This is a genomic window from Kaistella sp. SH40-3 (genome assembly GCF_030686865.1).
Lineage (GTDB): Bacteria > Bacteroidota > Bacteroidia > Flavobacteriales > Weeksellaceae > Kaistella.
Genome location: NZ_JAQYUS010000001.1, coordinates 394,343 through 410,120, shown reverse-complemented (window position 1 = coordinate 410,120; position 15,778 = coordinate 394,343). Strand labels below are relative to the sequence as shown.

At 35.0% G+C, this 15,778-nt stretch carries 15 protein-coding genes; 3 read left to right on the top strand and 12 right to left on the bottom strand.

Features of this window, described 5'->3' with window-relative positions:
• Positions 1-5 precede the first annotated feature (5 nt).
• Both PUH65_RS01875 and PUH65_RS01870 read left to right on the top strand, forming a co-directional pair.
• The gene (locus PUH65_RS01875; RefSeq protein ID WP_305518160.1) at positions 6-692 is read left to right on the top strand and encodes a TrkA family potassium uptake protein; all 687 of its coding nucleotides are present in this window, start codon (positions 6-8) and stop codon (positions 690-692) included.
• Positions 693-750: 58 nt separating this feature from the next.
• Complete coding sequence (locus tag PUH65_RS01870) at positions 751-1,242, top strand: hypothetical protein (RefSeq protein WP_305518159.1); 492 nt, start codon at positions 751-753, stop codon at positions 1,240-1,242.
• A 190-nt stretch (positions 1,243-1,432) separates the two neighbouring features.
• Here PUH65_RS01870 and PUH65_RS01865 read toward each other — a convergent pair whose 3' ends face one another.
• The 3 genes from PUH65_RS01865 to PUH65_RS01855 all read right to left on the bottom strand — a co-directional run bounded on the left by PUH65_RS01865 (position 1,433) and on the right by PUH65_RS01855 (position 4,679).
• Positions 1,433-1,711 (bottom strand): hypothetical protein, encoded by a 279-nt coding sequence (locus PUH65_RS01865; protein ID WP_305518158.1) that lies wholly within the window; start codon positions 1,709-1,711, stop codon positions 1,433-1,435.
• Positions 1,712-1,803: 92 nt separating this feature from the next.
• A complete protein-coding gene (locus tag PUH65_RS01860; RefSeq protein ID WP_305518157.1) occupies positions 1,804-3,411 on the bottom strand; it encodes a fumarate hydratase in 1,608 nt (535 codons plus the stop codon).
• A 191-nt stretch (positions 3,412-3,602) separates the two neighbouring features.
• Positions 3,603-4,679, bottom strand: a complete 1,077-nt coding sequence (locus PUH65_RS01855; protein ID WP_305518156.1) for a WYL domain-containing protein — start codon at positions 4,677-4,679, stop codon at positions 3,603-3,605.
• Positions 4,680-4,820: 141 nt separating this feature from the next.
• Between PUH65_RS01855 and fumC the strand changes: the two genes are divergently transcribed.
• Positions 4,821-6,203: a class II fumarate hydratase gene (gene fumC, locus PUH65_RS01850; RefSeq protein ID WP_305518154.1), complete on the top strand. Its 1,383-nt coding sequence runs from the start codon at positions 4,821-4,823 to the stop codon at positions 6,201-6,203.
• 82 nt (positions 6,204-6,285) lie between these two features.
• Here the strand turns inward: fumC and PUH65_RS01845 are convergent, their stop codons facing one another.
• From PUH65_RS01845 to PUH65_RS01805, 9 genes are all read right to left on the bottom strand, one after another.
• A complete protein-coding gene (locus PUH65_RS01845) occupies positions 6,286-7,323 on the bottom strand; it encodes a porin family protein (RefSeq protein WP_305518153.1) in 1,038 nt (345 codons plus the stop codon).
• Between the two features lie 30 nt (positions 7,324-7,353).
• Entirely contained in the window at positions 7,354-7,965 is a 612-nt protein-coding gene (locus tag PUH65_RS01840) for a hypothetical protein (RefSeq protein WP_305518152.1), read from the bottom strand.
• Entirely contained in the window at positions 7,946-8,512 is a 567-nt protein-coding gene (locus PUH65_RS01835) for an RNA polymerase sigma factor (protein ID WP_305518151.1), read from the bottom strand. Before PUH65_RS01835 ends, PUH65_RS01840 begins: the two co-directional genes overlap by 20 nt.
• Before the next feature lie 146 nt (positions 8,513-8,658).
• The gene (locus tag PUH65_RS01830; protein ID WP_305518150.1) at positions 8,659-9,372 is read right to left on the bottom strand and encodes an ABC transporter ATP-binding protein; all 714 of its coding nucleotides are present in this window, start codon (positions 9,370-9,372) and stop codon (positions 8,659-8,661) included.
• A gap of 223 nt (positions 9,373-9,595) precedes the next feature.
• On the bottom strand, positions 9,596-11,062 hold the full coding sequence (locus PUH65_RS01825; RefSeq protein ID WP_305518149.1) for a DUF5687 family protein: 1,467 nt from the start codon (positions 11,060-11,062) through the stop codon (positions 9,596-9,598).
• 259 nt (positions 11,063-11,321) lie between these two features.
• The gene (locus tag PUH65_RS01820; RefSeq protein ID WP_305518148.1) at positions 11,322-12,971 is read right to left on the bottom strand and encodes a DNA repair protein RecN; all 1,650 of its coding nucleotides are present in this window, start codon (positions 12,969-12,971) and stop codon (positions 11,322-11,324) included.
• A gap of 179 nt (positions 12,972-13,150) precedes the next feature.
• Complete coding sequence (locus PUH65_RS01815; protein ID WP_305518147.1) at positions 13,151-14,056, bottom strand: DUF4835 family protein; 906 nt, start codon at positions 14,054-14,056, stop codon at positions 13,151-13,153.
• Positions 14,057-14,093: 37 nt separating this feature from the next.
• On the bottom strand, positions 14,094-15,290 hold the full coding sequence (gene coaBC, locus PUH65_RS01810) for a bifunctional phosphopantothenoylcysteine decarboxylase/phosphopantothenate--cysteine ligase CoaBC (protein ID WP_305518146.1): 1,197 nt from the start codon (positions 15,288-15,290) through the stop codon (positions 14,094-14,096).
• 136 nt (positions 15,291-15,426) lie between these two features.
• Positions 15,427-15,750: a DNA-directed RNA polymerase subunit omega gene (locus PUH65_RS01805; RefSeq protein ID WP_305518145.1), complete on the bottom strand. Its 324-nt coding sequence runs from the start codon at positions 15,748-15,750 to the stop codon at positions 15,427-15,429.
• Positions 15,751-15,778: the final 28 nt, after the last annotated feature.

Here is a 15,778-nt window from a genome sequence, read left to right as displayed (position 1 = left end):
AAAACATGAAATATATCGTCATCGGTTTAGGAAACTTTGGACTTTCTCTTGCTGAAAAATTAACCAAATTAGGCAACGAAGTTATCGGTGTAGACAACAGTATGACTAAAGTTGAATCTGTAAAAGAAAAAATCTCTCATGCAATCTGCCTTGATGCTACTGATGAATTTACAATGGGCGGACTTCCCTGGAAAGACACCGACATCGTAATCATCGCCATCGGAGAAGATACCGGCGCCAATATTATGGCGACCGCGATGGTAAAAAAACTTCATCCAAACCGTATTATCAGTCGGGCAATTACACCCATTCATGAAACGATTTTAGAAGCAATGGAGGTGGAAACCATTATTCACCCTGAAGATGAAAGTGCAGAACGCTGGGCAAAGAAATTATCATTAAAAGGGATGGTCGATTCTTTTGAACTCAGTATCAACTACAGCATTGTCGAAATTGCTATTCCAGATAAATTGGTGGGAAAAACCATAGAAGAGGTTGAATTTAGACATAATTATAATCTGGTATGCGTGTCTATTATTAAGAAGATTGCAGATAAAAATCTCTTTGGGAAAACGAAACGGATCAATAAAATCCAGGGAGTGGTAAACGTTGACACTGTTTTAGAAAGTGCTGATATTCTGGTTATCTATGGGGAAAATGAGGATATAAAAAAATTCATCAAAAGCAATTAATTAAAATTTAAAACATCAATAACGATTAATAATTACAGTACTTTAGCAAAAAAATTCTATGAATAAATTTCTATTTTTGGGACTGGCACTTTCTTTTCAAAGTGCCTTTTCACAAGTTTCAATGTCTGGTACCAAATTAATGAAAGACGGACAGTCTTATAAAATTTCTGAATACAGCAAAGTATTTAGCAATCCTGTTGCAACTGACTATTTTAAAAAAGGACGATCTAATAAAACCGCAGGTGATGTTATTTCAAGTATTGGTGGTTTTGGTATGGGTCTGAGTTTAGGACTCATCATCAGCACGCCGAAAGAGCAAAAAGTTAGCACTCCATATGGTTCTGCCACGGCCACAACGGACAACAGTGCGAGATGGACGGTTTTCGGAGTGAGTGCTGGTATTGCGTTAGCGTCAATACCTTTTTATTTGGGAGCGAAGAAAAACTTTGATAAAGCTATTCAAACAGAAAATGGCGAGTCAATTTCTTTTCAACCTTACTTTAAATTAGAAAGTGCTGGAAATGGTTTGGCTTTGAGTTATCATTTCTAAATAAAACTCGAAATAATAAAACTAAAGACGGAATTGACTTCCGTCTTTAGTTTTATTTAAAGAAATCTTAATATATTTGATTTTCAGGCATAAAAAATCAGTTCCCAAAAAATTAGGAACTGATTATTATATATGGTTTTGCTTTGCGATTGCTTTTCCCGGAATTAATGTGGGAAAGCAATGACATCAACTAGTGATGACCGTCGGTGTGAAGAAATGGACCACGCCCTTTTGGGTTGCTGTAAAGAAGTTCTACGCCTTCTTGCTCGGTCATTGTTTTTCTTCTTACTTCTTCTGGATCGAAGGGTTTTGTTTTTCCGAAATATTCAGCCAATCCAGCAGTAAGCCAAAGTGGAATAACATAACCGAAGAACATGAAAATACACCAGAATCCTATTAGGAACATGCATACGAAATAAGCGGTCCAAAGGAACTGATAGAATGGAAAAAATGATGATAAGAATACCATTGTAATAGATTTTAGGCAAAAATAGGATAAATTTCGATGAGGACAAAAAATTTACACCTGATTTTTATTATTTTAATTGATTATAAATTTAGTTAATGGGCAATTGATTCAAAGAAATCATTTCCTTTATCATCAGTGATGATAAATGCTGGGAAATCTTTAATCTCAATTTTACGTACCGCTTCCATGCCAAGTTCTTCGAAATCAACAACTTCTACAGAAGTAATATTTTCTTTTGCTAAAATAGCCGCTGGCCCACCAATTGATCCAAGGTAGAATCCGCCGTATTTTTTACAAGCGTTTGTCACTTCTTTGCTGCGGTTTCCTTTAGCCAACATAATCATACTTCCACCGTGAGACTGGAATTCATCAACATAAACATCCATTCTTCCAGCCGTGGTTGGACCAAAACTTCCAGAAGCCATTCCAGTTGGAGTTTTTGCCGGACCTGCGTAATAGATCGGGTGATTTTTGAAATAATCAGGCATCGGTTGTCCGTTATCGAGAAGTTCTTTGATTTTTGCGTGAGCGATATCTCTGGCAACGATTAAAGTTCCATTCAATTTCAAACGCGTTTTAATTGGATGTTTTGAAAGTTCAGTTAATATTTCCGACATCGGCTGATTCAAGTCAATAGAAACGGCTTCTTCTAAATGTGGCGGAGTTAATGGCAAAAACTGTTTTGGATTGGTTTCTAATTGTTCTAAAAAGATTCCGTCTTTGGTGATTTTTCCTTTAATGTTTCGATCTGCAGAACAGGAAACACCCATTCCAACTGGACAAGATGCAGCATGACGGGGAAGTCTAATTACGCGAACATCATGCGTTAAATATTTTCCACCAAACTGAGCACCAATTGAACTTTCCTGGCAAATGTGCTGAACTCTCTGCTCCCATTCCAAATCACGGAATGCTTGGCCGCCCATGTTTCCTTCTGTTGGAAGATGGTCGTAATAACCCGCACTTGCTTTTTTTACCGCGGCTAAATTGGCCTCAGCAGAAGTTCCACCAATCACAATCGCTAAATGATAAGGTGGGCAAGCCGCAGTTCCCAAATCCATTATTCTTTCTTTCACGAACGCTTCTAAAGAACTGTCGTTCAGAAAAGATTTCGTTTTCTGATAAAGGAAAGTTTTGTTCGCAGAACCTCCACCTTTTGCAATAAATAAGAATTTATATTCGTTTCCTGTTTCAGCATAAATGTCAATTTGAGCTGGAAGATTGGACCCAGAATTCTTCTCTTCAAACATGGTTAAAGGAACAATTTGAGAATATCTTAAGTTTTTTTCCTGATAGGTATTGTAAATTCCTTTTGAAATCCAGGCAGCATCTTCAACTCCGGTGAAAACGTTTTCCCCTTTTTTGGCAACGCAGATTGCAGTTCCCGTGTCTTGACAAGATGGAAGTGCGCCTTCAACGGCAACAGCGGCATTTTGCAAAAGATTGTACGCGACAAAGCGATCATTATCTGTTGCTTCTGGATCGTCGATAATTTTTCTAAGTTTTGCTAAATGCGAAGATCTGAGCATAAATGAAACATCGGCTAAAGCATTCTCTGCCAACAGTTCCAAAGCTCTTGGATCGATGGTTAAAATTTCGCGGTCCCCCAATAATTCTGTTTTTACATATTCAGAAGAAAACTTCTTGTACTGAGTTTCATCTTTCAGAATTGGAAAAGGTTCTTGGTAATGGAATTCCATAATAATAGTAAATTTTTGAAAACGTAAAACTAAGGAAAATTAAGATTTTTTCTGTTAGAATATGGGAATATTTAGGGAATGAAAAAAGTGAAGATGGAATCTTCACTTTTAAGAAATTTAAAAAAACAATTTTTGATTGTTGTTTTTCGTCATCATTTGTGTTGAAGCAAATCTAGTCTATTGCATTGTCATTATTTGTCAATCACCTCCATCGGGCTAAACGAATTGTTAGAAACAAGTAAAGTATCTTCTTGATAAAGTTTAAGTATTTCACTGTATTTTTCGACCACTAAATTTTGAAGAATGGTTGGTTTAATCACTTTTACATTAGACATCCACTGAAAAATCCAGCCAATAAGTTCCCGATTAATTCCACAATTTAGTTTCATTAAGAAATTGCCGTTTTCTAATTGTTCAAATGTTTGAGATTCGTTCCAGAATTGTTTGTGTACAAATGTTCCTGTGCGTTCCGTGAATTCAAGTTCAATATCATAAATTTTATCATTGATATTTTGAGAGATTCCAAATCGTTTTGAAATTTGGGCTGCTAAATCGTTTACTAAACCATTATTATCAAATAGATTGTTGGTCAGTTTATATTTTTCAATCTGTTCAAGTCCTAATATTAACAATTGGTTGTTTTCTTTTAGAAAGCCGGAAACATGAATGACGCCGCGATGATAAAGAATCTGAATAGGTAGAAAACTCTGCGGAAATGTTAAATGAGAAGAAATAGAGGTGTAATCATAATTTACCTTTAATAGTTCCAACTCTCTTTTATTCTGAATGCTCCAAATACAATCATCTAATATTTTATGATAATCTGTAAAAACAGTAGTTTCATAAAAATGACTTGCTTTTATCTGGTATTTTGCAACGTTTACAAAATGTTCAAATTGGCTCTTGCTATACTTCTGGTAGAAGATTTGCCGCATTTTTTCAATAGAATCTTTTCTGGAATAAGTGATCGATTTTGGAATAAAATGTTGGAAAAGAATAAACGAGTTTACATCAAATTCGTTGAGTGGTTCTTCTTGGTTAATGTATTCAATCTTCCAGGTTTTTCTGTTTTTTTCCCCCACTGCAACAACTAATTTTTCATTGGGTGGAATAACAGAGTTTTCCAAATCATATAAATCTCTGTAAAAGGTACGCGAGGAAATCTGGAGATCATTCTTCTTGGCCCAACTGGATAACATTTCAATTGTTACCGGACTGGACTTTAAACGACTATAAATCATCATTAACCTTTTTGCCTTTTCTGACATCACTTTTATTTATAGTATAAAAATAGGGATTTTAAACCTTTAATCATTAACCTTATCACTATTAATAATGGATATTTATCATGAGAATTTTTTGTTTACCATTTTTAAAATCCTTAATTTTAAGAACATAAATTTAAATCAATGAATTACCGAATAGAAAAAGATACCATGGGCGATGTGCAGGTTCCTGCAGACAAGTTGTGGGGCGCACAAACCGAACGTTCAAGAAATAATTTTAAAATTGGTCTGGAAGGATCGATGCCGCATGAAATCATAGAAGCATTTGCTTATTTAAAAAAAGCCGCAGCATTTACCAATGCAGAACTAGGAGTTCTTTCCGCGGAGAAAAGAGACATGATTGCGAAAGTTTGCGATGAAATTTTAGATGGAAAACTAAATGACCAGTTTCCGCTCGTGATCTGGCAAACAGGTTCTGGGACACAATCGAACATGAATATGAACGAGGTGATTTCAAATAAAGCACACGTTAATAATGGCGGAAATTTAGGAGAGAAATCTGAAATTCATCCAAACGATGATGTCAATAAATCCCAAAGTTCAAATGATACTTTCCCAACTGCAATGCATATTGCAGCCTATAAGAAAGTGGTTGAACATACTTTGCCGGCCGTAGAAAAGTTACGCGATACGTTGCACGAAAAAGCAGAAAGTTTTAAAACGGTAGTGAAAATCGGACGAACGCATTTGATGGATGCAACGCCTTTAACTTTAGGTCAGGAATTCTCCGGTTATGTGGCGCAATTGGATTATGCCATGAAAGCAATCAGTAATACATTGGATCATTTACAGGAAATCGCTTTAGGTGGAACTGCGGTTGGAACAGGTTTGAATACACCAAAAGGCTATGATGTATTGGTGGCAAAATATATTTCAGAATTTACAGGACTTCCGTTTGAGACGGCGCCGAATAAATTTGAAGCATTGGCTGCACACGATGCAATCGTGGAAACTCACGGCGCTTTGAAACAACTGGCCGTTGCCTTATATAAAATTGCGCAGGATATTCGTTTCCTTGCTTCCGGACCGAGAAGTGGAATTGGCGAAATTCATATTCCGGAAAATGAACCGGGTTCTTCGATTATGCCTGGGAAAGTAAACCCAACTCAGAATGAAGCAATTACTATGGTTTGCGCACAGGTGTTAGGAAATGACACTACGATTTCTTTTGCCGGAACGCAGGGGAATTTTGAACTTAATGTTTTCAAACCGGTGATGGCGTACAATTTTTTACAATCGGCTCAACTGTTGGGTGACGCCTGTATTTCTTTTAATGATCATTGTGCGGTTGGAATTGAACCGAATGAACCAAGAATTAAAGAACTCGTTGAAAAATCATTAATGTTGGTGACGGCTTTGAATACCCACATCGGTTATGAGAATGCTGCAAAAATCGCAAAAACGGCACATAAAAATGGAACGACTTTAAAAGAAGAAGCCATTAATTTAGGATTGCTAACGGCGGAACAGTTTGATGAATGGGTGAAGCCGGAAGATATGGTTTAGTCTAGACTTTTAGATAATAGACTTTTAAATGTAAAAACTCTGGAGAATTTTTCCAGAGTTTTTTGTTGATATGAATGAAATTTTATAGACCCAAAGCCAAACCAATAACCAAAGCCTTATCATCTGGGAAATAACTGCCTTTAAAATAATTACTGAAATCTTTCTTTACGAACAAACTCAGACTGTTGTAAGAAAAAGTAACTTGGCCACCGTAAACAAAAGGATTAACCTGATAATTGGATCGGTCACGGAAATCCTCAAACTCCCCACGAACGATGTTGTTGGTCGACATTTTCACGCCTCCGTAAGCATTTGCTGCAATTCTAAATCCTGAACCGTACGGTCTGTATTGAATATCCATTCCAGCATTTTTCAGTTTTGAAAAGTTGTACTGTAAACCAAGTGGAACCATTAAATAACCGGTGCGCATTTTATTTTTATCAACATTTCCACCGTAATCAGCGACCGAAACCACTCCATTGGTATCTTTAGAGAAAAATTTATTATTGTCGAGGCGAACTGTTCTCCACGATAATCCCAAACCTGAAATTAAACCCCACGGACTTGTTCTGTCAAACTGATAATTCAGTTTTAAACCCACTTCCAAATTGTTGCTGTAGGCGATGTTTTTATCGAGTTCATTATCAGGTTGATTATTGGTGAGTGTCATAATTCCATAAGAGAAGTAAGGACTGAGGTTTCTGGCAGCACGGAATTTCTTTGTTAGTTTTGCTCTTAACTCTTCGTCGGAAGTAATGTCAGAATTTAGCAGAGAATAGCGAACTTGTTTTTGAATCACTTCATCGAAATCAAAACCTAAACCTTCAATTCGTTCGTCGATTTTTGTGGAATAACGATCTGCAATTTCTGCTTTCTTTTTATCAAACTCAGCCTGTGGTAAATTTTCCTTGGCTAAAAACTCAAGTTCTAACTCCATGAGTTTCTTTTCCTCTTGAATAATGCTATTGATTTTTGTTGCATATTCTTCTACCTTTTCCTTTACAATCGGGCTTACGTCGGTATCCTGTTTTGAAGGAATATTTAACTTGATAGTGACTTGCGCAGTAATGAAGGAGGCGTAAAAACATACCAATCCCATCATGATAATTTTCTTGATCATATTATTAATTTTTAAAAGTTTAAAATTGAATTATTTCGAGTTGAGGTCAATCGTTGCAACATTACTTCCGTCTTTCGTTTTCTCAATGACATCTTTATGTTCGACTGAAAAAAGTAGAGTGGAAGGATCAACAAATCTTTTTCGTTTGACCGGAATTTTTGCGGAATCTATCGTTGCAATACTGGTTGATATTTGATTTTGAGATATTTCAGGAATAATCTGCTTTGGTTTGATTGAAGGAATTTCGTTCTTTACAACAACTACTTCAGGATCAGAAATCTTTGCTTTTTGAGATGGAATAATTGAATTATTCTTTATTAAAGTAGGTTTGTTTTTTTCAACCAAAAGCGGTGTCGCTTCATTTTCAATACTTTTTTCAGGTTGAGAACTTTCCGGTTGAACTTTCGTTTCTGCAATTTGCTGTTGAGGAACTTCATCATTATTATTCATTAAAATAATTCCTAAACTAAAAAGCAAAGCCAAACAAGCCACCACTAAAAACCAGTTGAATTTTGACTTTGAAGAAGTCTGAGTTGGAGTTTGACTTTCAATCTCAGCCCACAAATCTCTGGTCGGAGTAATTTCCCGCCCGTCGATTTGTTTTTTAATTTCCTGTTCAATATTATATTTCGGAGTATTCATTTTTCAATTTTTTTTGTTGCTGAAAATAGATTTTTCTTAATTTCTCTTTCGCCCGAAACAGTTGTGTTTTACTAACGGATAAAGAAATGTCGAGTGTTTCCGAAATTTCTTGATGCGAGCAACCTTCGATGACATAAAGGTTAAAAACCATTCGGTAAGCATCCGGAAGTTGGTCTAAAAGATCCTGCGCATTAAAATCACAGTCCGTAATTTCGTTATGAAATTCTTCTAAAAAAGCCGGATTAATATCATCAATATAAAAAACCGTTTTGTGGCTTTTAATAAAATTCAGACATTCGTTCACAACGATTCTTCTGGCCCAACCTTCAAGATTTCCTTCGCTGCGAAAAGTTTCGATACTTTTAAAAATCTTACAAAACGCTTTGATGACACAATCTTCAGCCTGGTAAATATCGCTGACATAACTTTTGCTCACACTTAAGAATCGCTTTACATTTTGTTCATAGAATATTTTCTGCGCAGCCGGTTCCTGTTTTGTCAGGCGACTTAGCAAATCATCTTTTTTATTATTGAACAAAATTTTCATACTTATTCTATTTCTACTTTAAAGACAACAAAATTTTAAAAAGGTTACAGTCAATACTATATTTTAAATATTAAAACTGTAAGTGCTTGATAATGAATTAAAAAATCCATTTTCTTATTGTTGAAAATGGATTATGAAAATAAAATTTAAATTGAAACTTCAACCGAAGTGGTGAAGAAATCTTCCAGTTCCTGTAAAGTTTCTGGTGTAGTAATAATATCTTTTACCATTTCACCTTTGTCCAGCAAAACGATTCTGTTGCTGACTTCGGTCGTATGTGCCAAATCGTGACTCGAAATAAGAAAAGTTACTTGCTCATTTTTCGTCCAGTCTTTAATTAATTTCTTCAATTTAATTTGGGTTGAAGGATCGAGGTTGGCAAATGGTTCATCTAAAACAATAATTTCCGGAGTTCCAATTAAAGCGCCGACAATTCCGACTTTCTTTTGATTTCCTTTTGATAAATCGCGAACGTATTTTTTAGCATTTAAAATTTCACCATTGAAAAAATCTGCGAATTGTTTTAAAAACTCATCAACGTTGGCTTTATTTTGTCCACGAAGTTCGCCCAGGAAATAGAAATATTCTTCCGGTGTCAAATATCCTATTAAAAAAGTGTCGTCAATAAAAGCCGAAACTTTCTTTTTCCAGTTTTCATTTTCGTTGACTTTATTGCCATCGATTTCTATGAAGCCGGTCGTAGGTTCTATCAAATCTAATAAAAGACTGAAAAGCGTGGTTTTTCCGGCACCGTTATTTCCGACCAAACCGAAACTTTCGCCTTTTGGAATGACAAGGTTTTCAATATGAAGAACTTTTTTGGTTCCGTAAACTTTAGATATATTTTGAATTGAAATCATTTGATTAGGTTTTAGATGGTGGGTTTTAGGTGGTAGGAATTAATTACAGTAATTTTTTTTTAACCGCAAAAGATGCAAAAGTTTTATTTTAATGAAAGCCTATTAAAAGATTGCAAAAGAACAATATAAAGTAGTTTTATCATTTTGCATTCTTTTGAAAGTCTTTTTATATCATTTTTCTTTTGTCTCTTTTGCGGTTAAATAATGTAGATTTATATTTTACTCAGGCTTTTTTAAAGGATTCAAGTGTGGAATATTTTTGAGTTTTATAGACTTTAACAATGATGTCGAAGATTTTATCTCGAATCAAAAAACCGATAATTCCCAAAATGGCTAAACTCCCAACCGCTGGATAAATCCCGAAGAAATATTTAGCAACAGCAAAAACGCCCATTGGTAATATCATTTGAGGAAGCATCAACAACATTATTTTCATATTGAAATTATTTCCGCCGCCACCGAAAGATTTGCTTTTCGAATTCAGATCGATTGGTTTTTTATTAAATGCTCCGGCCAAAAGCGTGATGTAAGAATTGACACCCAAATTATACAAACCTGCCGCAAGAACCGTAAGATAAAACTCCCAACTCACCAGAACATAAGCGGAAGATAAAATAATCGAAACAAAAATCCCGATCACAATCAAAGACCATTTTCCTTTCAAATATTCTTTATACGGAACATTGGAAGTCATCATCAACGGATAATAGGAACTGTCCCAACTTGGAACTCTTTGCCCGAACATCAACATAAATCCGCCCGTTATAAAAATCCCCGTGAAGAGTTGCATAAAACTATTTTCATATCCTTTTGTGAAAGTCAGTAAACCGTAAAATAGAAAGAAAATGCTCATTGTTAAAGCCGATTTTGCGGCTTTGCTTCTCTTCAACAAACGAATATCATTATTAATGAAAGTTCCCATCACACCGTATTTATTTAAAAATGCGATGTTTTCAGTTTTCCCTTCAGCAACTTTTAATTCAAGTCCTTTATCTAAATAGAAGTTTTTATAAATTTCCTGGTAAGCAAGATAAGCCACGACGATTGCCAGAATAAGCGGAATCAAAAAGGCGCCGATATATTCGTAAAAACTATAGAAAATAATCTGTGAGTATTTTGAAAGTTCAATGATTTTAAAATATTCTAATCCTCCGAAAATGGTCATTAACCCAAAAACTGAAATCACGATGATATCTTTTCCATTCAATAAAATATTCAGAAAATTATTAAAATAGAAAACGGCAAAAATCCCAATCGTAAACATCAGTACGTGAATGATGGAATATCCACCATCGAAAATAAGCAGTCCGGCAAAGGGTAGAAGGAACAACAAGTTTCCCCAATTGAAGAAGTTAAAAAGGATTTTCAATATGGTATAATTGACCAGTTTTTTCTTCGTAATTCCTAAAGTCAGAAATGGTTTGATATTCTGAGTCGGCATTTGCTGCATAAAATAAAGAATCAGCAAATCGAAAGCCCAATAGTAAATAAAATATTTACTGAAAAGCAGAATGGGATCTGTATGTAATTTGTCTTTAGCAAAAAAGTAGAGCAGGAAAGGCATTGCGGCAAATGCAATACTGAAATACGCCATTCCGAAGAACATCAGAATTTTCATTCCAAGGTTGGCGCCGAATTGCGGATTCCGTATAAAATTTTTGAATTCGAATTGAATGAGTCTGCTGTACATCGTCTTACTTTTAAAGATAAGTCTAAAAATATGTAAAATGTTACAACTTATTTACCGAAACACAAAATAGATTATGAAACCAACAAGAATAGTGAGGATTAAGTACATTTGAAAAAGTTTACCTAAGTCAGCAGGACTTGGAACATTGTACTTTGAAATTTCTTTAATTTCCTTTCTTTTAATCCTTAAAAATAAAAAGAGATAGATAGCAAAAAAAAAGTAAAACAGCCGCGTAGAGGAAATCCATTGCGAAAAGGTTTTACTTCATCAACTCTTTCGCCTGCGAAATTGCTGCCTCGGTAATTTTACTACCTGAAAGAAGTTGGGCGATTTCCTGAAGTTTTTCATCCTGGTTCAAAGAAATAATCGTGGATTGTGTTTTCCCTGAAACTTCTCGTTTGATAACTTTATAATTATCATTTCCTTTAGCAGCGACTTGTGCAAGGTGACTGATGACGATCAACTGCATATTCTCCGACATTTCTTTCATCACATTTCCAATCTCCTCGGCAACTTTTCCGGAAACTCCAGTATCGATTTCATCCAGAATTAATGTTGGAAGTTCTGCATTTTCCGCCATTAGTTTTTTAATGGAAAGCATTACGCGTGAACGTTCACCACCAGAAATTGCAGTTTGAATGGGTTTCAAAGGAAAACCGGAATTCGCCTGAAATAGTAGTTGAATATTTTCTTTTCCGAATGGAGTAAAATGTTGAAGATCTGTTAACTGAACTTCAATCTTCGCTTTTTCTAACCCTAACTGATTCAGTAATTTTTCGGTTTTCTTAATGAAGTTTGGAATTGCTTTCTGACGATTTTCAGATAATTGATTTGCTGACTTTTCTAAATGTTCAGAAGCGACTGCAATTTTCTTTTCCGTTTGGTCAATGAGAAATTCTAATTCTGCAAAACCAGTTTGTTCATTCTGAATTTCATCCCGAATTTCAATTAGTTCTTCAACCGAATTTACTTTATGTTTAAGAAATAAAGAATTAATTTTATTTACTTGCAAAGACAGATCAGAAAGTACTTCCGGATTAGTTTCCATTTTATCGGCTTCGTTCTGAAGGTCGAAAAGGAAATCTTTAAACTCCACAAACTGCTCTTCCAGTCTTTGATTTAGTCTGGAATATTCATGAGATAACGACGCAACTTTTGATAATTTATTTTTAGCATCCAACAAAGAATCGAGAACTCCGATTTCTTCCGCATCCATTTTATTAAAAATCAGGGAAAGATTTTCAATAATCGTCTCCGCATTTTCCTGCTTGCTTAATTGATTCTGGGCTTCTTCTAAATCAAATAAATCCAGATTAACTTCCTGCAACTCTTCTAATAAAAAGACTTTGTAGTCGCTTTCTTTGTTGCCTTCAGACAGTTGCGTTTTATAATTCTCAAGTTCTTTGACCAACTTTTTATAAGTTGAAAAATCTTCTTGATAATTGACAATCAAGGTCTTGTTTTTCGAAAGTCCGTCAATCATCCGGAACTGATATTCTTCATCAAACAAATTTGAAGTTTCAAATTGTGAGTGAATATCAATCAGTTTTTCCGAAAGTTTTTTTAATATTTCTAAAGTAACGGGAACATCATTTACAAAAGCCCGTGATTTTCCGGTTGGTAAGATTTCTCTGCGGATAACCGTATTGATTTCAAAGTCCAAATCATTTTCGTCAAAGAAACTTTTGAAATTTTCATTAACAACGAATTCTGCTTCAACGATACTTTTAGTTTCGGAATTTTGAATTGATTTTACGTCTGCTCTTTCACCTAAAATCAAACGCAAGGCACCCAGAATAATCGATTTTCCCGCACCGGTTTCTCCCGTAATCACCTGTAAACCTTTGTTTAAAGTAATTTCGAGTGAATCTATGAGGGCGAAGTTTTGAATGAATATTCGTGAAAGCATATTTGAAAAATCAATTACGAAGTTTTAAAGCAAACTTCGGGCTGTAAATTTAAGACTTTAAAAGAGATTATGAAATAGATAAGTAAATCGAAAACGGCTAAAACACCGCTGTTAACAGAATTTTAACAATGTAACTCTTGAAAATTATTTTTTAATTAGCGTGAAAATGAAACCGGAAATTATTTCCACTTGTTCCATTTGCTGTCGATATCTTTCGGTGATAAAATGGTGAAAAGGGATTTCAGATCAGCCATGTTTACACTGGCATTACTTCCATTATTAAAAATATCGAAGATTTCCTGTTTTTTGGTATCGATGAAAATGTTAATAGGATAATTCATCTGGAAATTATTTTCATACGCTTTTAACTGCATCAAAGCATCTGCAATAATCTTTTTACCTGAAGTCTGATCCTGTTTACCAAGATTATCTAAACCAGCGCGGTGATAGGTATAGTAAAGGTTTCGCAATGTATTTTGTTCAGGTTTCAGCATGTTGTCAATCAGCGCACCTCTTGTCCGCGTACCTTCCATTACAGACCAGCCCGCGAAATTTTGATTCTGCGCATTATTAGAAATTTTCTGTGCTTTTTCAAACCAGGGTTGTCCGCCACGCACCTTAAAACTGTCGGCGTCATAACCTAGAATGGTGTACACATAAAAGCTGATCACATCGATTAAGTTTTTTCCTGAAAATTGTCTTTCATTAAAAACAAGGTTTTCATTTTCAGTATAATCAAAACTGAAATTGGTATCATTTAAGTTCAAAAGCGGCGATTCATAAGTCGTGTTAAAAACCGGGCGAACTGCCTGCACTACAATGCTCGCTTTGTAATTATTGCTTCCTGCTTTTTCATTAATAATGACGGCGAAATTGCATTTGATCTTTTCGAAGTTCTGCAATTTTTTTCCGGTCCAACTTGTATTGTTGATGAAATCCCGTAGGTTTTTTTCTAAAGTTTTATAAACCTGCACATTGCTCCCCGCTAATTGCTGCGTGTTGATTTGCACATTTGCCAAGAGTTCTTGAGAAAAACTCAAGTTGAAGGTTAATAAAAGGATGAATATCGTAAAAAGTTTCTTCATTATTAATTTAAAGTTTGAAAACGGAAATTTAAGGATATTATTTCAAAATCTGATCTTCCACGAAATTTAAAATATCTTTGGCTACATGCTCTTTTGATTTTAAGGGGAATTCTGTAATGGTAGATTTGGTGAGGATTTTAATTTTATTGGTTGTGCCTTTAAAACCTGCACCTTCATCCCGAAGAGAATTCAGAACAATCATATCCAGATTTTTTTTCTGAAGTTTTCCTTTCGCGTTTTCTTCTTCATTTTGAGTTTCCAGAGCAAAACCTACTAGGAATTGTTTGGTTTTTCTTTCACCCATCGTTTTTAGAATATCTGGATTTTTCACCAATTCTATCGTTAAAGAATCATCATTCTTTTTAATTTTTTCCTGGGCGATTTCTTTTGGAGCATAATCAGCCACAGCAGCGCTTGCAATAGCAATATCTGCATTTTCGTAATATTCAAAAACTTTAGCAAACATTTCCTTCGCCGAAGTTACGCGGTGAACTTCTATATTTTGATGATTGGTTTTTTCAGAACTTGGGCCTGAAATCATAATTACTTTTGCACCTCGATTGGCGGCTTCTTCTGCAAGTGAAAATCCCATTTTCCCGGAAGAATGATTTCCAATAAACCGAACAGGATCTATTGCTTCATAAGTTGGACCAGCGGTAATAAGAACGGTTTTTCCTTCTAAATTTCTATTGGAATTAAAGAAGTCTTCAATGATTTGCGAAATGGTTTCCGGTTCTGCCATTCTTCCTACGCCAGATAATCCGCTGGCTAATTCGCCATCTTCCGCCGGAATTAGATGATGCCCGAAATCTTCAGCCAATTCTAAATTTAGTTTTGTAGATGGATGTTGATACATATCTAAATCCATTGCTGGGGCAATAAACACGGGACATTTCGCAGACATATAAGTTGCTAAAACCAAGTTGTCACACATGCCGTGAACCATCTTCGATAAGGTGTTCGCAGTGCAGGGAGCCATTAAAATAACATCTGCCCAAAGTGCCAGTTTTACATGATTATTCCAGGTTCCATTTTCAGAATAAAAATCGCTGTAAACCGGATTTTTAGAAAGCGTAGAAAGCGTGAGTTTTGAAACAAACTGTTCGGCAGAAGGCGTCATTAAAACTTGAACTTCCGCACCTTTTTTTATGAAATCTCTGATGAGGTAATTTATTTTGTATGCGGCAATTCCACCGGAAATACAGATGAGGATTTTCTTACCTTGAAGTTTCATTAATTAGAATTTTTAAAGTTGAACGAATTTACTTAAATTTTTGCAAACATATTTTAATAACACAAACGATATTAAATATAAAAGTCACAAAAACAAGATGTTCTGTGACTTTTAAAATAATTAAAGAAATAAATAATTAGTTTCTTTCTTCAGTTTTTCTGTAGTAGATTTCTCCGTCTAACCATTCTTGGATCGCAATCGAAGTTGGTTTTGGAAGTTTTTCGTAATGTTTTGAAATCTCGATTTGTTCTTTATTTTCAAAAACTTCTTCTAGCGTTGAATTATGCACTGCAAATTCATCTAGTTTATTGTGAAGTTCAGAGCGAATTTCTGCATTGATCTGCTCTGCTCTTTTACCCATCACCACGATTGCTTCGTAGATAGAACCTACGTTCTCTTCGATTTTATCTCTATCGTAAGTTATTGTACTTAATTCGGCTTTAGAATCTTTTACGCTCATTTTCAGTTGGTTGTTATAATTGGAATTT